The sequence below is a fragment of the Streptomyces sp. NPDC107454 genome, from assembly GCF_055582885.1.
On sequence record NZ_JBVJPA010000012.1, the window covers coordinates 318,861 to 339,183 of the forward strand.

Genomic DNA, 20,323 nt, shown 5'->3' on the forward strand with positions numbered 1-20,323 from the left:
GCTCACAGTTTCCCGCCGCGTGTGCCGTCGCGCCGGGCGGGCGCGATGAGGGTGGAGAGGTACGGCAGCGGTCCGCCGTCGAGGTCGGCGGCGGGCCGGATGGACTCGCCCTCCAGCCCGAGCGCGGACCCCCACACGGCGTCGTCGAGCCGCCCCGTCACCCGCAGCGCCTCCGCGACCTCCTGCGCCTGCCGCCCGAACTTGTACGCGACGACGGTCCCGGGCCCGTTGAGGGCGTCCTTGAGCACGGCGGCCCCGGCGGTCACCGGAACGAGGGTGAGCGGCTCGGTCCCTTCCGTGAGCACGGCGCCGGACCGCGCCGCCAGATCCTGCATGGCGGTGATACCGGGCACGGTCTCGACGACCGTGCCGGGCACCAGTTCCCCGATGGTCTGCGCGAGATAGGTGAAGGTCGAGTACACGTTCGGATCGCCGATGGTCGCGAAGGCGACGGACGCGTGCCGCCGGAGCAGCTCCGCGACCCGCGTGCCCGCGGCGTCCCAGGCGGCCTCGCGCCGCCCCCGGTCGGTCCGCTCGTTGAGCGCGAACACGACGCGGACGACCTTCTCCCCGGGCACGTAGTGCAGGACGGTGGCCTCCGCCCGCCCCGGCTCCCCGCCGTCCTTTCCATCGGGCGCGGCCATCACCGGTACGACCACGACCTCGGCGGCACGCAGCGCGTTGACGCCCTTGACGGTCACCAGCTCCGGGTCACCGGGACCGACCCCGATTCCGATCAGCTTGCTGCTCATGACGTCCGGCACCTCTCCACGAACCGACGGGCGACACCGGGCCGTGCCGCCCAGTGCGTGTGCAGATAACTCGCGTGCACACCTTGTTGTACGAAACCTTCGACGCGCCGCTCAGGGGCGCGCACCCCCCAGGCGGGAGCCGCCCCGGCGGCCGGCTCGACGACGGTCCGGTGGAACTCGTGCCCCCGCATCCGCGTCCCGGCGACGGCGAGCGCGCTGTCACTCACGGCCACCGCGTCCCGGTAGCCCAGGGTGAGCCGCTCACTCATCCGGGCCGAGACGTCGAGCACGCCGCACATGGGCTGCCCGTCGAGCTCGCGCGAGAGATACAGCAGCCCGGCACACTCGGCGGCGACGGGCGCCCCGCCGAACGCCAGCTCGGCCACGGCCTTGCGCAACGGCTCGTTGGCGGACAGCTCGGGCGCGTACACCTCGGGAAACCCCCCACCGATGACCAACCCGCCGATGCCGTCCGGCAGTTGCTCGTCCCGCAGCGGGTCGAAGGCGACGACTTCGGCTCCCGCGGCGGCCAGCAACTCGGCATGCTCGGCGTAGGAGAAGGTGAAGGCGGCCCCACCGGCAACGGCCACCCTCTTCACCCCGGTGGGAGCTTGGTCCTTCGGCCCGTCCGGCGTTCGGGCAGCGAGCACCTCGGCCGCATCCCACGCCGCACCCGCCAGCTCACCCGCACCACGCGCCAACGCGTACAAGGCGTCCAGATCACACCCGCGCCGCACCTGCTCGGCCATCGCCCCCACGGCGTCCACGGCGTCCGCGCGCCGCTCGGCAACCGGGACCAACCCCAGGTGCCGAGAAGGCGTGTCCACCTGCGGAGCGCGCCGCAAGGCACCGAGCACCGGCACCCCGGACGCGTCGAGAGCCTCCCGCAGCATCGACTCGTGCCGCTCGGACCCCACCTTGTTGAGGATCACCCCCGCGACCCGCACCTCGGGATCCCAGGAAGCGAACCCGTGCACCAGCGCGGCCACCGACCGGGACTGCGACGACGCGTCGACGACCAGCACCACCGGCGCCCGCAGCAACTTCGCCACCTGCGCCGTGGACGCGAGCTCACCCTCCCCGGCGGCCCCGTCGTACAGCCCCATCACCCCTTCGACGACCGCGAGATCGCAGCCGCGCGCCCCGTGCGCGAACAGCGGCGCGATCAACTCCGTGCCGCACAGATACGCGTCGAGGTTCCGCCCCACGCGCCCGGTGGCGAGCGCGTGGTACCCGGGGTCGATGTAGTCGGGCCCCACCTTGTGCGGGGACACGGCGAGCCCCCGTGAGGCGAAGGCCGCCATCAGCCCCGTGGCAACGGTGGTCTTTCCGCTCCCGGACGAGGGCGCGGCGATGACCAGCCGAGGGACGGACATCACCACTCGATGCCCCTCTGGCCCTTCTGGCCGGCGTCCATCGGGTGCTTGACCTTGGACATGTCCGTCACGAGATCCGCGAACTCGACGAGCTTCTCGGGAGCGTTGCGTCCGGTGATCACGACATGCTGGGTCCCGGGCCGGTCCCGCAGCACGGCGACGACCTCGTCGACGTCCACCCAGCCCCAGTGCATGGGGTAGGCGAACTCGTCCAGCACGTACAGCTTGTACGTCTCGGCGGCGAGGTCACGCTTGACCTGCTCCCAGCCCTCGCGGGCCTTCTCCTCGTTGTCCATCTGGGAGTCGCGCTGCACCCACGACCACCCTTCGCCCATCTTGTGCCAGTCGACGGACCCGCCCTCGCCGGAGGCGCCGAGCACGCGCAGCGCGTTCTCCTCCCCGACCTTCCACTTCGCCGACTTGACGAACTGGAACACCCCGATGGGCCACCCCTGGTTCCAGGCGCGCAGCGCCAGCCCGAAGGCGGCGGTGGACTTGCCCTTCCCGATCCCCGTGTGCACCACGACCAGCGGCCGGTTACGGCGCTGACGCGTCGTCAGCCCGTCCTCCGGTACGACACTCGGCTGCCCCTGCGGCATTACGCGGCCCTCCTCGAAGTCCCCTGCACATCGCGTACGAGCCCGGCGATCGCGTCGGCCCGCAACTCGTCCAACGTCACCGCCGTGCCGCCCAGTTCACCCGCGAGCCGCCCCGCGAGTCCGAGCCGCACGGGCCCCGCCTCGCAGTCGACGACCACGGAGGCGACCTGGTCGGCCGCGAACAGCCGCGCCGCCCGTTCGGCGAGCGCGACGGGCTCAGGGCCGCCGGTGGCCCGCCCGTCGGTCACCACGACGACCAACGGCCTTCGGGCGGCATCCCGCAGCCGCTCGACCCGCAGCACGTCGTGCGCGCGCAGCAGCCCGGCCGCGAGCGGCGTCCGCCCGCCCGTGGGCAGCGACTCGAGGCGGGCGGCGGCCGCGTCCACGGACGAGGTGGGCGGCAGCGCCACGTCGGCCGCAGACCCCCGGAAGGTCACGAGCCCCACCTTGTCCCGCCGCTGGTACGCGTCGAGCAGCAGCGACAGCACCGCGCCCTTGACGGCACTCATCCGCTGCCGCGCCGCCATCGACCCGGAGGCGTCCACCACGAACAGCACGAGGTTGCCCTCACGCCCCTCCCGGGTGGCCTGGCGCAGATCGTCCCGCCGTACGACGAGACCGCGCCCCGACCGCCCCCGCGCCCGCTGATGGGGCGCCGCCGCCTGCACGGTCGCCGCCAGGTGCAGCTTGGTGAGCGCCCCCTGGGGGCGCCGCGACCCGGTGGTCCGTCCGTGCTCGGTGCGCGCCCGCGAACGCCGCCCGGCCGCGCCCTCGCCGAGCCCCGGCACGCTCAGCACCTTCGTGCGGAAGGGTTCGGCGGCCCGTACGGGGGACTGCTCACCGGCGCCCTGTGCGCCCGGCGCCCGCTCGTCGTCCGAGGGCTCGCCCCGCGCCGGGACGTCACCGGCGGGGGAGTCGCCGTCCGGCCCGTCCTGAGGCGGCTGCCCACCCCCACCGGGCCCGTCCGGATCCGGGTCCCCGTCCGGATCGTCGTCGGAAGAACCCTCCTGGGACGAATCCTCGTCCGATCCCCCGAACTCCTCCAGCGTCTCGTCGAGCTTGTCCTCGTCGAGCCCCGGCGCGTCGAAGGGGTTGCGCCGCCGCCGGTGCGGCAGCGCGAGCAGCGCGGCCTGACGTACGTCCTCCGCCAGCACGTCGGTCCGTCCCGCCCACGCGGCGAGCGCGGTCGCGGTCCGTGCCATGACGATGTCGGCCCGCATGCCGTCCACCTCGAAGGCCGCGCAGGTCGCCGCGATCTGCCGCAGCGCCGGGTCCCCGAGCCGCACGGACGGCAGCAGCTGCCGCGCCGCCACGATCCGGGCCCGTACGGCGGACTCCTCGTCGGCCCAGCGCGCCGCGAAGCCCGCCGGGTCGTCGTCGTGGGCGAGCCTGCGCCGCACGACCTCGACCCGCTGATCGGGCTCCCGGGAGGCGGCCACCTCGACGGTCAGCCCGAACCGGTCGAGCAACTGCGGCCGCAGCTCGCCCTCTTCGGGGTTCATGGTCCCGACGAGCAGGAAGCGTGCCGCGTGCCGTACGGAAACACCCTCGCGCTCGACATACGAGGCGCCCATGGCGGCGGCGTCAAGGAGCAGGTCGACCAGGTGGTCGTGGAGGAGGTTGACCTCGTCGACGTACAGGATCCCGCGGTGCGCGTCGGCCAGCAGCCCCGGTTCGAAGGCCTTCACGCCCTCCGCGAGCGCCCGCTCGATGTCGAGCGCGCCCACGAGCCGGTCCTCGGAGGCACCGACGGGCAGCTCGACCATGCGGGCCGGCCGGGTCTCGAAGGCGCCCGGCTCGTGCGGACCGTCGGGGCAGGCCGGGTCGGGCCCGGCCGGATCGCACGAGAACCGGCACCCGGCGACGACGTCCACCCCCGGCATGAGCGCCGACAGGGCCCGTACGGCCGTGGACTTGGCCGTGCCCTTCTCACCGCGGACGAGCACACCGCCCACGGCGGGCGACACGGCGTTCAGCAGCAGCGCGAGCCGCAGGTCGTCCTGGCCGACCACGGCCGTGAACGGGAACGGGGTACTCACTGGGCGTCGCCCTCCAAGTCGCCTTCGAGCTCCAGATAGGTGGCACGCAGCCGCTCCAGCGTGTCCGCGTCCGGCTCGGCCCACAGCCCCCGGTCGGCGGCCTCGAGGAGCCGTTCCGTGATGCCGCGCAGCGCCCACGGGTTGGACTTCTTCATGAAGTCCCGGTTCTCCGCGTCGAAGACGTACTCCGCGCTGAGCTTCTCGTACATCCAGTCGTCCACGACCCCGGCGGTGGCGTCGTACCCGAAGAGGTAGTCGACGGTCGCCGCCATCTCGAAGGCGCCCTTGTAGCCGTGCCGCCGCATGGCGGCCATCCAGCGCGGGTTGACGACCCGGGCGCGGAAGACGCGGTGGGTCTCCTCGCCCAGCGTGCGGGTCTTCACCTGGTCCGGTACGGCCGAGTCGCCGACGTACGCCTCCGGGCTCGCGCCCGTCAGGTGCCGGACCATCGCGACCATGCCGCCGTGGTACTGGAAGTAGTCGTCGGCGTCGACGAGGTCGTGCTCACGGGTGTCGACGTTCTTCGCGGCGACGGCGATGCGCCGGAACGCGATCTCCATGTCCCCGCGCGCCGCCCGCCCGTCCAGCCCGCGCCCGTACGCGTAGCCGCCCCACACCGCGTACACCTCGGCGAGGTCCGCGTCGGAGCGCCAGTTGCGGGCGTCGATCAGGGGGAGGAGCCCGGCACCGTACGCGCCCGGCTTGGAGCCGAAGATGCGTGAGGTGGCGCGGCGCCGGTCGCCGTGCTCGGCGGTGTCCTCGTCGGCGTGCGCGCGGACGTAGTTGCGATCGGCGGGCTCGTCCAGCTCGGCCACCGCGCGCACCGCGTCGTCGATCAGGCCCACGACGTGCGGGAACGCGTCCCGGAAGAAGCCGGAGATGCGGACCGTGACGTCGATGCGCGGCCGGCCCAGCTCCGCCAGGCCCACCACGTCGAAACCGGTCACGCGGCGCGAGGCGTCGTCCCAGACCGGGCGGCAGCCGAGCAGTGCGAGGATCTCGGCGATGTCGTCGCCCTGGGTGCGCATCGCGGACGTGCCCCAGACCGTCAGACCGACGGACTTCGGGTACTCGCCCGTGTCCTGAAGGTACCGCTGCACCAGGGAGTCGGCGAGCGACTGCCCGACCTCCCAGCTCAGCCTGGACGGGATCGCCTTGGGGTCGACGGAGTAGAAGTTGCGGCCGGTCGGCAGGACGTTCACCAGCCCGCGGGTCGGTGAGCCCGACGGGCCCGCGGGGACGTAACCGCCGTCCAGGGCACGCAGGATGTGGGTGATCTCGTCCGTCGTCCGGGCCAGGCGCGGCACGACCTCACGGCAGGCGAACTCCAGCACCGCGACGGCGTCGGGGAGTTCGACGCCCAGCACCTCCCGTACGAGAGCGGCGCTCTCGGACGTCACCCAGCCGCGCTCCTCCATGCCCTCGGCCATCCGGCGGCACAGCTGCTCCAGCAGGTCGATCGCGTCGGCTCCGGTCCGCGCCGGCCCCTCGACGAGGTCCGTCAGCTCGACCGGCACCTTCACCGGCGCGCCCGGCTCGGCGAGCAGTTCCTTCTCGACCAGGCCGAAGTACTCGGCGAGGCAGGCCCGCAGCCCCGGCAGCGCGTTCGCGGTGCCGCCCCACACCTGGGAGGCGCGCAGCACGGCCAGCACGAGGTTGACGCGCGGCTCGGCCTCCGGGCCGCCGCCGAGGATGTGCAGACCGTCGCGGATCTGCACGTCCTTGATCTCGCACAGATAGCCGTCGATGTGCATCACGAACTCGTCGAACGCCGCGTCGTCCGGCTGGTCCTCCACATGCAGGTCGTGGTGGAGTTCGGCCGCCTTGACCAGCGTCCAGATCTGCGCGCGGACGGCCGGGGCCTTCGTCGGGTCCAGGTCGGACACCAGCGCGTACTCGTCGAGGAGCTGCTCCAGCTTGGCCAGGTCGCCGTAGGTGTCGGCGCGGGCCATCGGCGGCACGAGGTGGTCGACGACCGTGGCGTGGCCGCGCCGCTTGGCCTGGGTGCCCTCGCCGGGGTCGTTGACGATGAAGGGGTAGATGAGCGGGAGTTCACCGAGGACGGCGTCCGGCGCGCAGCCGCCGCTGAGCCCGAGGCCCTTGCCCGGCAGCCATTCCATCGTGCCGTGCTTGCCCATGTGCACGACGGCGTCGGCGCCGAAGCTGTTTTCGAGCCAGCGGTACGCGGCCATGTAGTGGTGCGACGGAGGCATGTCCGGGTCGTGGTAGATCGCGATCGGGTTCTCGCCGAAGCCGCGTGGCGGCTGGATCATCACGACGACGTTCCCGAACTGCAGGGACGCGAGCACGATGTCGTCGCCGTCGACGTAGAGGGAGCCGGGCGGCTCGCCCCACGCGTCCAGCATGCCTCGCTTGAGTTCCGGGTCCAGCTTGTCGAACCAGGCCCGGTAGTCGGCCAGCGGCACCCGTGCGGGCGCGGCGGCCAGCTGTTCCTCCGTGAGCCATTCGACGTCGTGGCCACCGGCGTTGATGAGCCGGTGGATCAACTCGTCGCCGTTGTCCGGGTGCCCTTCGACGACGTACCCGGCGTCCCGCAGCGCGTCGAGCACCCGTACCGCCGAGGCGGGCGTGTCGAGGCCGACCGCGTTGCCGACGCGGGAGTGCTTGGTCGGATAGGCGGTGAAGACGAGCGCCAGCTTTTTGTCGGCGTTGGGCTTGTGCTTCAGCCGGGCGTGCCGTACGGCGATTCCGGCGACGCGCGCGGCCCGCTCGGGGTCGGCGACGTAGACCGGCACCTCGTCGGGGCCCTGCTCCTTGAAGGAGAAGGGGACGGTGATCAGACGGCCGTCGAACTCGGGGATCGCGACCTGCATCGCCGCGTCCATGGGGGAGAGGGCGGCGTCCGACGCGTCCCAGGCACTCCTGGACGAGGTCAGGCAGAGCCCTTGCAGCACGGGGACGTTCAGGTCGGCGAGCGCGCCGATGTCCCAGGCCTCCTCGTCGCCGCCCGCGGACGCCTCCGAGGCGTGCGTGCCGCCCGCCGCGAGCACGGTGGCGACCAGCGCGTCCGCCGTGCCGAGGATCTCGTACAGGCCCGCGTCCGCGCCGCGCAGCGAACCGCAGTACACGGCCAGCGCGTTGGCGCCGCGCGCCTCGATCGCGTCGCACAGCGTGTCCACGAACGCGGTGTTGCCGGACAGCTGGTGGGCCCGGTAGAAGAGCACGCCGACGGTCGGGCGGCCCTCGACGAAGGCGCGCTCGCCGTGGACGCCGTACTCCGGCATCTTCCGCGGCTCCTCGAAGCCCTCACCCGTCAGCAGCACGGTGTCGGACAGGAACCGGGCCAGCTCGGTGAGGTTGTCCGGGCCGCCCTCGACCAGGTAACGCAGCGCCTCGGCGACGACACCGGCGGGCACGGACGACTCCGCCATCAGTTCGGCGTCGGGTACGGACTCCCCGCCGAGCAGCACGGTGGGGATGCCCGAGGCCTTCAGCTTCCGCAGGCCCTCCTCCCAGGCACGCTTGCCGCCCAGGAGTCGTACGACGGCGATGTCCGCGCCCTCGACGAGGGACGGCAGTTCGCCCTCGACGTCCACCCGGGTGGGGTTGCCGATCCGGTACGGGGCGCCGGAGGCACGCGCCGCCAGCAGATCGGTGTCGGCGGTCGACAACAACAACACTGTGCTCATGCGGGCGCTCCCGGTGGAATGAAAGGCAGTCCTTGCGGCGCGCCCGACTCGATGAGCCGCCACAGCGCGTCCGTGTCCGCGTGTTCCTCGATCAGATCGCCGAGCCGGTCGAGCTGCTCCTCGCGCAGCGCCGCGAACGACGTGTCGGCGGCCGGCACGAAACGACGGCCCGCGGCGGCCGCCACCTCGCGCAGGAAGGCGCGCCGGAAGCCGTCCGACTCCAGCGAGCCGTGCCAGTGCGTGCCCCAGACGGCGCCGACCCGGCACCCGTCCAGGAACGGTTCACCGCCCGTCACATCGGCGACGCCGTGATGGATCTCGTAGCCCTCGACGTGCTCGCCGAGCGCCTCCCCGACGGGCCGGGTCAGGGTCTTCTCGCGTGCGAACCGCACACGGACCGGCAGGAGTCCGAGCCCGTCGACATGACCGGCGCGCGACTCGACCTCGTCCTCGATGTGCTCGCCGAGGAGCTGGAATCCGCCGCAGATGCCCAGCACGGGCCGCCCTTCGGCCGCTCGGCGCAGGATGGCGTCCGCGAGTCCGCGCGTCCGCAGCCACTCCAGCGCCTTGACCGTCCCCCGGGTCCCGGGGACGACGACGAGATCGGCGTCGGCCAGCTCCTCGGCCCGGTCCACGAACCGCACGACGACACCCGGCTCGGCGGCCAGCGCGTCCACGTCCGTGAAGTTGGACATCAGCGGGATCGCGCAGACGGCGACGCGCAGCACGTCCTCGCCGACGGGGGAGGTGACCTGGGACTCCCGGACCGCTCCCCGCAACGACACCCGCAGCCCGTCCTCCTCGTCGATGCCGAGGCCGTGCCGGAACGGCAGGACGCCGTACGTACGCCGCCCGGTGAGGCCGTGGAGCATGTCGAGCCCCGGCTCCAGCAGGGAGACGTCCCCCCTGAACTTGTTGACGAGGAACCCGGCGACGAACTCCTGGTCCTCGCGCGACAGCAGCGCGACCGTCCCGAAGAACGAGGCGAACACACCCCCGCGGTCGATGTCGCCGACGACGAGCACGGGCAGCCGCGCATTGCGCGCGATCCCCATGTTCACGATGTCGGTCCGCCGCAGATTGATCTCGGCAGGACTGCCGGCCCCCTCACAGATCACCGCGTCATACGTGCCCCGCAACTCGGCGAGACAGTCCAGCACGGTGGTGAGCAGGGCTTCCTGACGCCCGCCGTGGTAGCCACGGGCCGTCATCTCACCCACGGGCCTGCCCATGAGGACGACCTGACTGCTGCGGTCGCTGCCCGGCTTGAGCAGCACGGGGTTCATGAGCGCGGTCGGCTCCACCCGGGCGGCCTGTGCCTGCATGGCCTGCGCGCGCCCGATCTCGGCGCCCTCGCGCGTCACGAACGAGTTCAGCGACATGTTCTGCGCCTTGAAGGGCGCGACCTTGACGCCTTGGCGCACCAGCCACCGGCAGATCCCGGCGGTCACGACACTCTTGCCCGCGTCGGAGGTGGTCCCGGCGACGAGCAGCCCTCCGCTCATGACGTACGCCCCTTCCTGAGAAGCCTCTGTACGAGCAGCCGCCCGCCGGCGCTCACGCCGAGGGCGAGCCAGCCGACACGGCGTGACAGCCGTACGGCCCGCTCGATGTCGTTGACGTGCACGGCGCGTCCGGCGCCGTTGAGCTCGGGCCGGTGCTCGACGCGCCCGCCGTAGGAGAGGGTGCCGCCCAGGCGCACCCCGAGCGCCCCCGCGAACGAGGCCTCCACGGGCCCGGCGTTGGGGCTCGGATGCTTGACGGCGTCGGCGCGCCAGGCTCGCAGGGCCCCTCGGGGGCTGTCACCCGCGACGGCGGCGAGCACGGCGGTGAGACGAGCCCCCGGCCACCCGGCGACGTCGTCGAGCCGAGCCGAGGCCCACCCGTACCGCCGGTACCTGGGCGACCTGTGACCGACCATGGCGTCAAGGGTGTTGACGGCCCGAAAGCCCACGAGCCCGGGGACTCCGGCCACGGCGCCCCACACCAGGGCGCCCACCACGGCGTCGGAGGTGTTCTCGGCGACGGACTCCACGACGGCGCGCGCGATGCCGTCGGCGCCGAGGGCCTGGGGATCCCGTCCGCACAGATGCGGCAGCCGCTCCCTGGCGATCCCGGTCTCCCCGTCCGCGAGGGCGTCACCGATCGCCCGGGCCTCCCGCCCGAGTGTGGTGCCCCCGACGACGGCCCAGGTGGCGGCGGCCGTCAGTGCGAGGGACGCGGCACGTGAGGGGCGTACGGCACGGGAAGCGACGGCGGCGAGTCCGGCGGCACCTCCCACACACACGGCGGTGTGCAGCGCGCCCCACCCGCGGTGGTCCCGCCACAGCGCCCGCTCCACGGCTGCCGCGCTCCGCCCGAACGCGGCGACCGGATGCCCCCGGCGGGGATCGCCGAGCAGCAGGTCACCGAGGAGGCCGGCGGTGGCGCCGTACGCGAAGACGCGATCGGCACGCACGGGGTCAGCCGACCGTAAGGTCGGGTGGAACCGTCGCTAGCAGGGCACTTGGGCAGCCGCACATGGCGTTATGTCCTCACTCAGGGTGTCCGCGCCCTGGTTCGACGAGACCGGCGGGGAGAGTTCCTGGCTCCCGGGGAGTTCCTTCCCCGGTCACAGTGGCGGGACCGCGCCGGATTCACACCGGCTTCCTCTTCTGTCGCCGTACTTGGCTCCGGCAGTCCACCACGGGTTGGAAGACCCGTCAACTTGCTGTTGACCTGCGCGGGGAGAGTGTGCGAAGGCCCACATACAGGTGGGGTGCGGGACGGTGATCCGTCCCGCACCCCACGTGAAGTGGCGCCCGTTTTGGGTTACTTGCCGACGATCAGGAAGATGCCGTACGCCACCGCCGCGGCGCACGCCGCGAAGCAGACGTACGCGCCGGTGACCGCGAGGGTCGCGGAGCCGCCCTGGGCGGACGCGGACTCGCGCTTGGAGAGTCCGACGATGCCGAGGGTGAAGAGGCCGACGAGGCCGACGGTGGTCACGAGGCTGACTCCGAAGACGGAGCCGAGGGCTGCCCAGTCGATGTGCATGCTGTTCTGTCCTTACACCGTGGCCGGGCGGGTGGGCTCCGCGTCCGGGGACGGGATGGTGGTCTTCAGGTCGCCGGACAGGCCGCCGGTGACGGGGCCCGCGGGCGGCGGGGTGACGGCGGCGACAGCGGCGGTGACGACGCCCGCGGGTTCGGCGGTGCCGTAGTCGATGGCATTGACGTTGTCGACGGTGACCGGCTGGCGGCGGGAGAGCTTCCAGATGGTGCCGGCGCCGGCGACGAGCAGCGCGCCGGTGAGGACGATGCCCCAGGTGCCCTGCTTGGTGAGGAACTCGGCGGAGGCACCGGCCAGACCGGCGGCCGGCAGGGTCAGGACCCAGGCGACGAACATCCGGGTCGCGGTCGACCAGCGGACCACGCCGCCCTTGCGGCCGAGGCCCGAGCCCATCACGGCGCCGGAGCAGACCTGGGTGGTGGAGAGGGAGAAGCCGATGTGCGAGGAGGCCAGGATGGCCGTCGCGGCGCTGGTCTGGGCGGCGAAGCCCTGCGGCGGCGCGAGGTCCGTGAGGCCCTTGCCCAGGGTGCGGATGATGCGCCAGCCGCCCAGGTAGGTGCCGAGCGCGATGGCCGTACCGGCCGAGACGATGACCCACAGCGGGGGGTTCGAACCCGGGGCGATGACGCCGCCGGTGACCAGGGCGAGGGTGATGATGCCCATCGTCTTCTGGGCGTCGTTGGTGCCGTGCGCCAGGGAGACCAGGCCGGCGGAGGCGATCTGGCCGGCGCGGTAGCCCTTGGCGGTCGCCTTCTCGTCGGCGCGGTTGCCGATCCGGTAGGTGAGCCGGGTGGCCAGCGTCGCGGCGAGTCCGGCCACGATGGGCGCGGCGACCGCGGGGATCAGCACCTTGGTGACGACGGTCGAGCCGTTCACCGACGACCAGCCGGCCGACATGACCGCGGCGCCGATCAGGCCGCCGAACAGTGCGTGGGAGGAGCTGGAGGGCAGACCCAGAAGCCAGGTCAGCAGATTCCAGAGGATGGCGCCGACGAGCGCCGCGAAGATCACCTGGACGCGTATGCCCTCTTCGTTGATGATCCCGCCGGAGATCGTCTTGGCGACCTCCACGGAGAGGAAGGCGCCGACGAGGTTCAGCACGGCGGACATGGCCACCGCCGTCTTGGGCTTCAGAGCGCCGGTCGAGATGGTGGTCGCCATCGCGTTGGCAGTGTCGTGGAAACCGTTCGTGAAATCGAACACGAGAGCGGTGACGATCACGATTCCGAGGAGGAGCGTGATGTGTTCCATTTACCCAGGCTTCTGTTGGACGTCAGTGGCAGGTGGACCGTAGGCAACCTGAGTGAACGGAAGATGAACTGGGGCGGGCGTCGGGGTGTATCAAACGGTGGACCGCCCCTCCGCTTGTGATGACCAGTGTGCGGGAGGGCGGCCCGACGGTTTACCAGGTGTTCGAACGGAGGCGGAATATCGGGTTCCGCCGGAGGTGGTTGGAGGGCTTCTAGCCCGCGGCGAACTGCTTGAGTCGGCTCATGGATCCGTTGAAGAGATTCTGGTCACCCGGGAGCGTCCCGCTGTTGTCGTACTGCCAGAACGTCCACGTCGACCAGCCGGCCGGCAACGCGCCCGTGTCCGCCGAGTCGTAGCGGGCGAGCCAGAGGGCGTGGTTCGCGGCGAAGGCGCCGCTGCCGCCGGTGCAGGTGTTCCACCAGTGGGTGGTCGTGTAGATGACGGGACGGCGACCGGTCTCCCGTTCGAGTTCGTCACTGAACGCCTGGATCCAGCTCACGATCCTGGCCTTGCTCAGGCCGTAGCACTTGTGCTTCTTGTCGTACGGGTTGTACTCCATGTCGAGCGCGGGCGGCAGCGTCCAGCCGTCCGCGCGCCAGGCGCCGCCGTTGCGCACGAAGTACGCGGCCTGGGTGGCGCCGGACGACTTGTCCGGCACCGCGAAGTGGTAGGCGCCGCGCAGGATCCCCGCGTCGCGCGCTCCGTCGTACTGCCGGCCGAAGTACGGATTGCGGTACGTGTGGGACTCGGTCGCCTTCACATAGACGAACCGGGCGCCCTTCGCTTTCGCGCTCTGCCAGTCGACGTTCTTCTGGTGCGAGGAGACGTCGTGGCCCTTGGGTTTGGCCGCCGCGGCGACCGGGGTCCCGGCGAGGACGGTCCCCGCGGCGGTGAGCGCCGCCACGGCGGCCGCCGCCGCGCGGACGCGGGCACGGCGAAGAAGTGGTTTGTGGTCACGAGCCATGTTTCCCCCCGGAATGGCGACGTGCGTGACAAATCCCCCAGAGGTTATTGGAAGATCGTTGAAAGCCCGTCGATCGCCAGCCAATCACCCCGGGAGGGCGATATGTACAGCTATGTACCCTTACGGACGCTTGTCTTCCGCCCTAAAGTGCCCTCACCGACAGGGGGTTGACGTCCCTGCCTGGCAGGATCGCCCCATGGCTGAGCAGCGGCGGGACGCACGGGAAGCGCGGGACGTGGGGGAGAGCGCGCCGGGCGCGCGCGAGCGGGAGGTGGCGGCCGCGTGGGGCGAGCTCGTCGCGACGGCCCGCCGGACGGTGGCCGACGGGCTTGTCGTCGGTACGTCGGGCAACGTCTCCGTCCGGGTCGGCGACACGGTCCTGGTCACACCGACCGGAGTGCCCTACGACCGGCTGGGGCCCGAAGACGCCGTCGGGGTGGACCTCGAGGGCCGGCAGGTCCTCGGTTCGCTCGTTCCGACGAGCGAACTGCCGATGCACCTCGCGATCCACCGCGCCACCGACGCGCGGGCCGTCGTCCACACCCACGCCGCGCACGCGACGGCCGTCTCGACCCTCGTCCCCGAACTCCCCCTGATCCACTACATGGCGGGCGCCCTCGGCGGACCGGTCCGAGTTGCCCCCTATGCGACCTACGGCACCCCGGAGTTGGCCGAGAACATGCTCCAGGCCCTCACCGGCCGCACGGCCTGCCTTCTCCAGAACCACGGCACCATCGCCTACGGAGCCTCGCTGTCCCAGGCGTTCGACCGCACCGCCCAACTGGAGTGGATGTCCCGCGTCTGGCTCCTGGCGTCGTCCGTGCCCGGCCTGTCCCCGACGCTGCTCTCGCCGGAACAGGCGGTCGAGGCGGGGGAGCGGCTGGGACGCTACGGACAGGACGGCGGGGCCGGACCCCGCTGATCCGGCGCGGCGTACCGACCTGGCGGTGCGGCGTACCGATCCGCTCGTGCGGTGGTACCGGATCTGGTGGTGCGGCGTACCGACTCGCTCGTGCGGTGGCACTGGATCTGGTGGTGTGGGTTGTGCCGACCTGGCGGTGCGGTGGTACCGGATCTGGTGGTGCGGCGTACCGACTCGCTCGTGCGGTGGCACTGGACCTGGTGGTGTGGGTTGTGCCGACCTGGCGGTGCGGTGGTACCGGATCTGGCGGCGCGGCGTACCGACCCGCTGGTGCGGTGGTACCGGATCTGGTGGTGCGGCGTACCGACCCGGCGGTGTGGTTTGTACCGGCCGGGCGGTCCCGGTGCGCGCGGTGCCGGAGAGTGAGCCCGCGCACTCCGAGGCGGGAGTCCACCGCCCGCTCCCGGCTGGCCGACCGGGGGCCGCGCCGGGAGACTGAACCCGTGCGTACTGTCAAAGCGACGGCCGCGGCCGTCACTGTAGCCCTCGCCGCGGGCGCAGCCTCCGTGGCGGCGGGCCGGTTCGCCAGCGACGCCGCACTGAAGGCGCCGCCCGGCAGGCCACTGCCCACCGAGCCCCGGCTCACCGTGCACTCCACGGCCGCGGGCCGGATCACGCTCACCCGCGACCTGGCCTCCCTGCGCCCGGGACGGTACGGCCTCACGGGCGACGGCTCCCACGCGGTCGTCGGTCCCGTCCTGGACGACGCACGCCACACCGCCGACACGGTCGTACGCCGCCTCGAACGCGTCACCCACGGCACCCTGGAGCCCGGCGACAAGGCATGGCTCACGCCGAACCTGCACATCGGCAACCCCAGCAGCGCCCTCGGTCTCGACCACGCCGACGTGGACGTCCCCGGCGAGCTCGGCCCGCTGCCCGCCTGGTTCGTGCCCGGCACCCGCGACACCTGGGTGATCACGGCGCACGGGCTCGGCACCACCCGCGAGCACCCCATGAACGTGATGGAGTTCCTGCACCGCAACCAGCTGCCCGTGCTCGACCTCGCCTACCGCGGCGACCTCGGCGCACCCCGCTCCCCGGACGGCCTCAGCCACCTCGGCGAGACGGAGTGGCGCGACCTGGACGCCGCCGTGCGCTACGCCGTGCGCTACGGCGCCGACCAGATCGTCCTGTACGGCTGGTCGATCGGCGCCACCATGGCCCTGCGCACCGCGGCGCACTCCGCCCTGCGCGAGCGGATCTCCGGGCTGATCCTGGACTCGCCCGTCCTCGACTGGGGAGCCACGCTGCGCGCCCTCGCCTCGGCCCGCCACACGCCCAGCGCCCTGCTGCCCCTCGCGGTCCGTGCCGCGCAGGGCCGCACCGGTCTTTACGGCGACCGCATCCAGGAGGCCGCCGACCCCGGCCAGCTCAAGGTCCCGACCCTGATCGTGCACGGCCCGGACGACACCATCGCCCCCTGGGGCCCCTCGCGCCGCCTCGCCGAGAGCCGCCCGGACCTGGTCACCCTGCACACGGTCCCGAACGCCTCCCACGGCGCCATGTGGAACGCCGCCCCCCACTACGAAGAGGCCCTACGCCGCTTCCTCACCCCTCTGATGTAGCCACCCCGTCCCTACGACCGCATGCCCCGGCGGAGCCACCCCGCAGGGCCCTCCGGCGGAGCCGCCCCCCAAGGCTTCCGGTTGGGCCCCGGTCAACTCGTGTGAGGCTTCGCTCACACGTGTCGAGCCCCCTCGGAACCCTGTCCATTGGCCACCCCTGTCGCCTGCTGTGACATTCCGTTTGGGTTTTCGGACCGTCAACCGGAAGACTGCACCCGTGACGTCCCGTAACCCGCGCGACTCCAGGCTCCGAATCGTCCGCTCGCGCCCCCTGGCTTCCGCCCCTCGAGCGGTGACCCAGCGCAGCTCGCGCCGACCCGCACCCCGGCCCCCCGAGGGCACCCCGCCCCCCGCTGAACTGGCCCGCATGGCCCGCACCGGCCTCGCCGCCGCGGCCCGTGTCGCCCGCTGGGCCGACGCCTCGCTCGGCCCGGGGAGCGACGGCGCGACCCCCGACGGCAAGGGCACCCTCGCCGACGCGACCGCGGAACGGGCCGCCGAGGAGTTGGGCCTGACCCCGGCTCAGGTCCGCGCGGACTGGGACACCGCACGCCTCGCCGGCCTCGTCGAGGTGCACGGCGACATCGCCCGCCCCGGCTGGCGACTGCGCGCCTGGAACCGCGACGACAGCGCCGTCCTGCGCGGCTGGGTCGCCCTCTTCGACGCCTGGTCGCTCGCCCACCCCGAGCCGGCCGACCGCGAGGCCTCCGCCGTCGCCGAGGTCGTCTCCGCGATGCCCCAGGTGCTCTCCTTCCTCCAGCTCTCCGCCGGGCCCGTCCCCATGGAGCAGCTCCTCGACCTCCTCGAACAGCGCGTCACCGAACTGCGCACCGAGCGCTGCGAAATCCCCTACGGCCCTCAGCCGGAGCCCGTCGCGGAGGCCGCCGAGATCGCGGACGCCCCCCTCGATCCCCTCCTCGACTGGGCCCTGCACGCGCTCGCCTCCGTCGGCGCGCTCACCTGCGCCGACGGGCAGGCCACGCTGACCCCCCTCGGCAGCTGGGCGGTCTGGGTCAAGCTGGAGCAGATCTGCGTCGCCGCGCAGAGCCCCGCGGGGAACATCGAGCAGCCCGCCTCGGACATGCTCCGCGGCTGCGCCCAGCTGCGCCCGAACGCGGCCCGCGCCGAGTACCGCGCCTGGCTCGCCGCCCGTCCCGTCGGCAGCGCCGTCACCGAACTCCTCGAAGCCGCCCGCGGCGAGGACGCCCTCACCCGCGGCCTCGCCTTCGAAGCGCTGCGCGTGGTCGGCGCCCCCGCCGAGCCCGACGTACGCGCCGTGGCCGACGAGTCCTGGCTGCGCCCCTACGCCCTGCTGTGGCTCGCCGAGCACGACGGCCACGACCCGGAGGACGCCCACGAGGTCCTCACCCGCGAAGAGTCCACCTGGCTCTGGGTCGACACCGCCGCCGCCGTCGCCGACCACGGTGAGGCGCCGCTTCTCGTGCGCCATCTGGAGTCCGCGGTACAGCCCACCGTGCCCGTGCTCCTCGACGAGGTGCGCGCCGTCGGCCATCCCCGCACCGTCCAGGTCCTGGTCGCGCTCGCCGCCGCCCACCCGGACCCGGCCCTCGCCAAGGCCGTACGCCGCGCCGCCTTCCAGGTCCACACCGGAGGCAGCTAGGGCCTGTCGTTCGGATCAGGCCTGGGCCTCGGGGTCAGCCCCGTATCTCCGGGGCGTACGTGCCGAAGCTCCAGATGTTGCCCTCGGCGTCCCGGGCCAGGTAGTCCCGCGAGCCGTAGTCCTGGTCGGTCGGGGGCATGAGAATCTCCGCGCCGTGGTCCAGGGCGCGCTGGTGGTGGGCGTCGACGTCGTCCACGACCACGTACACCCCCGCGGGGCCCGCGTCCTTCATCGCGCCGTCGAAGACGCCACCGCGGCCCTTGGAACCGAGCATCACCACGCCGTTGCCCTGGACCAACTCGGCGTGCATCACCGTGCCGTCCTCACTCTCGTACACCGAGGCCTCCGAGAAACCGAAGGCCTCCGTCAGCTGCCGGATCGCCGCTTTCGCGTCCGCGTACAGCAGCGTCGGGTAGATGCTCGGGCGCCCGCCGTCCGTACCTGCCATGCCGATCACTCCCACCGGAACTCGTCCTGCTGGGCCGGAATATCACCCGCTGCCCAGTCTTGCACCGGCCACTGACAACGCCCCGGAGAGCCGACGCCACCCGGAACGCGCCGCATCCGCGGGCTTCTCCTCGCCCCGTCCGACCTCTCAGCGGAAGGTGTTGCACTGCGCCATGTCGCCGGTGCGATAGCCCTGGTAGAACCACTGCTGCCGCTGCGCGGACGAACCGTGCGTCCACGTCTCCGGGGTCACCCGGCCCTGGAACTCCCGCTGGACCCGGTCGTCGCCGACGGCGGCCGCCGCGTCCAGTGCGTCCCGGATGTCGACCGGAGTGAGGCTCTTGAGCAACGGCCTGCCCGTCGACGGGTCCTTCGTCGTCGTCGCGTGGTGCGCCCACACCCCGGCGTAGCAGTCCGCCTGCAGCTCCACCTTCACCGAGTTGCTGCTCGCGCCCGTGACACCGCTCTGGGCCCTGCCCAGCGTCCCCATCAGGTCCTGCACATGGTGCCCGTACTCGTGCGCCACCACGTACGCCTGCGCGAACGGCCCGCCGCTGGAGCCGAACTTGGTCCGCAGGTCGTCGAAGAATCCCAGGTCCAGATAGACCTTGCGGTCAGCGGGACAGTAGAAGGGCCCGACCGCCGAGGTCGCGGTGCCGCACGCGGTGTTCACCCGCCCGCTGAAGAAGACGGTCCGCGAGCGCGTGTACGTACCGCCGCGTCGTGCGAACTCCTGCGCCCAGAAGTCCTGCACGCTGTTGACCACCGCCACTGTCCGGCAGTCCTCCCTGGCGTTCGCGTCCCGCCCCTTCCGGCAGGTCTGCTTGAGCTGGTCGAGCGAGGAAGTGGTCACCGCGGGCTGGTCGTTGCCGGAGGACAGCCCGAGCTCCTCGGGCCCGACTCCGAAGAACAGCCCGAGGATCAGGGCGATCAGACCCGCGATGCCACCCCCGACGGTCGCCCTGCCACCAGGGATCCGGCTGCCGCGCGCATCCTGCACGTCGGAGGTGTCCAGGTCGGCGTCGTCGTCGAACTGCATGGGGCACACCACCCTCCGCGTACGGCTTCACACCTCGGCGTACCTCGCTTCGTGGCGCCATCCTCGTACGCCCTCACGGGTCCGGCGCCGGGCGGAGGGCCGAACGGGCGACACGCCCCCGCCGCCCGCCGTGTCCCGACGGGCGCTTTGACCGCCCACGCCTACGCTCTGCGCCTGATCCGTGCGCCTGGACGGCCGGACAGGTCCTAGGAGCGGCGAGCGGTGCCGATGGGGGCGAGGTGATGGCTGTGCCGGTCGAGGCGGCAAAGGCGCAACAGTCCGCCCCGGCGACCACGGACCCCCCGGCCCCCCGGCTCCGTTCCCCCGCCGCCCGCCGCCGCGCCGCCCGCGCCCTGCTCCCCGTCGCCGTCGCCCTGCTGCTCACCGCCGCCCACGAAGCGCGCCCCGCGCCCTACGGAGACCGCCTCATCGCCCACACGCGCGTGGCGCACGGGCACGGGACACGACAGCCCCCGCTGCGCGCCACGAAGGCGGCCGTCGAGGCCTACGACGGGGCGACCGGCCACCCCCGCTGGACCTACGCGCGCGAGGGGCGCCGTCCGGTGGCCGTGCTGCCCGCGCGCGGGCACGCGATCGCGCTGTGGGACGACGGACTGGTCACCGACACCGCGCGCGGCGACGGCAGCGCCGTGCGCTGGCACCGGGCCCTTCCCGGGGCCGCGGGGTGGCTCGCCGACCACGGGGCGAGTGGGGTGCTGCGGTCTCTGGGCCCCCGCATGCTCGCCGTGATCACCCCACGGCGCGTCGCCGCCTACCGCATCGCCGACGGCGACCTGCGCTGGACGCTGCCCGCCCGGTACGGCTGCTCCTTCGCCCCCGAACGTGCGTTGCGTCACGGCGAGGCGCTCCTGATCGCGCAGCCCTGCGTCACCGGCGACAGCTGGACCGCCGAGCTCGTCGCCGTCGACGACCTGGGCAGAATCACCCCGCACCGTACGCCACTGGGCAACGCGTGGCAGGGCGAGCGTCACAGTGCCGGACCCGCTCACCCACGGAAAGTGGTTGCACGGCCCCGTTAGACTG

16 protein-coding genes and 1 riboswitch are annotated in these 20,323 nt (G+C 72.7%); of the genes, 4 read left to right on the forward strand and 12 right to left on the reverse strand.

The genetic code is table 11. The features are described 5' to 3' along the window. Positions 1-2: 2 nt before the first annotated feature. The 10 genes from cobI to ACZ69M_RS30710 form a co-directional block, all read right to left on the reverse strand. Positions 3-752, reverse strand: a complete 750-nt coding sequence (gene cobI / locus ACZ69M_RS30665) for a precorrin-2 C(20)-methyltransferase (RefSeq protein WP_470054863.1) — start codon at positions 750-752, stop codon at positions 3-5. Continuing rightward, a complete protein-coding gene (locus ACZ69M_RS30670; protein WP_470054865.1) occupies positions 749-2,128 on the reverse strand; it encodes a cobyrinate a,c-diamide synthase in 1,380 nt (459 codons plus the stop codon). The genes cobI and ACZ69M_RS30670 overlap by 4 nt, the downstream gene beginning before the upstream one ends. After that, positions 2,128-2,727 carry a cob(I)yrinic acid a,c-diamide adenosyltransferase gene (gene cobO, locus ACZ69M_RS30675; RefSeq protein WP_054232271.1) on the reverse strand — a complete coding sequence of 200 codons (600 nt, stop codon included), beginning with the start codon at positions 2,725-2,727 and terminating at the stop codon, positions 2,128-2,130. The genes ACZ69M_RS30670 and cobO overlap by 1 nt, the downstream gene beginning before the upstream one ends. Next, positions 2,727-4,766, reverse strand: coding sequence for a putative cobaltochelatase (locus ACZ69M_RS30680; protein ID WP_470054867.1), 2,040 nt, complete (start codon positions 4,764-4,766; stop codon positions 2,727-2,729). Before ACZ69M_RS30680 ends, cobO begins: the two co-directional genes overlap by 1 nt. Beyond that, the gene (cobN, locus tag ACZ69M_RS30685) at positions 4,763-8,416 is read right to left on the reverse strand and encodes a cobaltochelatase subunit CobN (protein WP_470054869.1); all 3,654 of its coding nucleotides are present in this window, start codon (positions 8,414-8,416) and stop codon (positions 4,763-4,765) included. The genes ACZ69M_RS30680 and cobN overlap by 4 nt, the downstream gene beginning before the upstream one ends. Then, positions 8,413-9,921 carry a cobyric acid synthase gene (locus tag ACZ69M_RS30690; RefSeq protein ID WP_470054871.1) on the reverse strand — a complete coding sequence of 503 codons (1,509 nt, stop codon included), beginning with the start codon at positions 9,919-9,921 and terminating at the stop codon, positions 8,413-8,415. Before ACZ69M_RS30690 ends, cobN begins: the two co-directional genes overlap by 4 nt. Next, a complete protein-coding gene (locus ACZ69M_RS30695) occupies positions 9,918-10,874 on the reverse strand; it encodes a cobalamin biosynthesis protein (protein WP_470054873.1) in 957 nt (318 codons plus the stop codon). Before ACZ69M_RS30695 ends, ACZ69M_RS30690 begins: the two co-directional genes overlap by 4 nt. 101 nt (positions 10,875-10,975) lie before the next feature. Next, a riboswitch (cobalamin riboswitch) is annotated at positions 10,976-11,116 on the reverse strand. Positions 11,117-11,227: 111 nt separating this feature from the next. Beyond that, positions 11,228-11,452, reverse strand: a complete 225-nt coding sequence (locus tag ACZ69M_RS30700) for a hypothetical protein (protein ID WP_054232266.1) — start codon at positions 11,450-11,452, stop codon at positions 11,228-11,230. A gap of 12 nt (positions 11,453-11,464) precedes the next feature. Then, positions 11,465-12,718 carry an inorganic phosphate transporter gene (locus ACZ69M_RS30705; RefSeq protein ID WP_470054876.1) on the reverse strand — a complete coding sequence of 418 codons (1,254 nt, stop codon included), beginning with the start codon at positions 12,716-12,718 and terminating at the stop codon, positions 11,465-11,467. A gap of 211 nt (positions 12,719-12,929) precedes the next feature. Further along, positions 12,930-13,682, reverse strand: coding sequence for a lysozyme (locus ACZ69M_RS30710; protein ID WP_470054878.1), 753 nt, complete (start codon positions 13,680-13,682; stop codon positions 12,930-12,932). A gap of 196 nt (positions 13,683-13,878) precedes the next feature. On the opposite strand from ACZ69M_RS30710, the gene ACZ69M_RS30715 reads away from it, so the two are divergent. The 3 genes from ACZ69M_RS30715 to ACZ69M_RS30725 all read left to right on the forward strand — a co-directional run bounded on the left by ACZ69M_RS30715 (position 13,879) and on the right by ACZ69M_RS30725 (position 17,793). Then, positions 13,879-14,604, forward strand: a complete 726-nt coding sequence (locus ACZ69M_RS30715) for a class II aldolase/adducin family protein (protein WP_470054880.1) — start codon at positions 13,879-13,881, stop codon at positions 14,602-14,604. Positions 14,605-15,047: 443 nt separating this feature from the next. Then, positions 15,048-16,172: an alpha/beta hydrolase family protein gene (locus ACZ69M_RS30720; protein WP_470054882.1), complete on the forward strand. Its 1,125-nt coding sequence runs from the start codon at positions 15,048-15,050 to the stop codon at positions 16,170-16,172. Positions 16,173-16,389: 217 nt separating this feature from the next. After that, positions 16,390-17,793 (forward strand): hypothetical protein, encoded by a 1,404-nt coding sequence (locus ACZ69M_RS30725; protein WP_470054884.1) that lies wholly within the window; start codon positions 16,390-16,392, stop codon positions 17,791-17,793. A gap of 34 nt (positions 17,794-17,827) precedes the next feature. Here the strand turns inward: ACZ69M_RS30725 and ACZ69M_RS30730 are convergent, their stop codons facing one another. Both ACZ69M_RS30730 and ypfJ read right to left on the reverse strand, forming a co-directional pair. Continuing rightward, the gene (locus tag ACZ69M_RS30730; RefSeq protein WP_470054886.1) at positions 17,828-18,241 is read right to left on the reverse strand and encodes a VOC family protein; all 414 of its coding nucleotides are present in this window, start codon (positions 18,239-18,241) and stop codon (positions 17,828-17,830) included. 147 nt (positions 18,242-18,388) lie between these two features. After that, on the reverse strand, positions 18,389-19,279 hold the full coding sequence (gene ypfJ / locus ACZ69M_RS30735; protein WP_470054888.1) for a KPN_02809 family neutral zinc metallopeptidase: 891 nt from the start codon (positions 19,277-19,279) through the stop codon (positions 18,389-18,391). Between the two features lie 242 nt (positions 19,280-19,521). Here ypfJ and ACZ69M_RS30740 point away from each other — a divergent pair, with 242 nt between their 5' ends. Continuing rightward, the gene (locus ACZ69M_RS30740) at positions 19,522-20,319 is read left to right on the forward strand and encodes a PQQ-binding-like beta-propeller repeat protein (RefSeq protein WP_470054890.1); all 798 of its coding nucleotides are present in this window, start codon (positions 19,522-19,524) and stop codon (positions 20,317-20,319) included. The last annotated feature ends 4 nt before the right edge of the window (positions 20,320-20,323 follow it).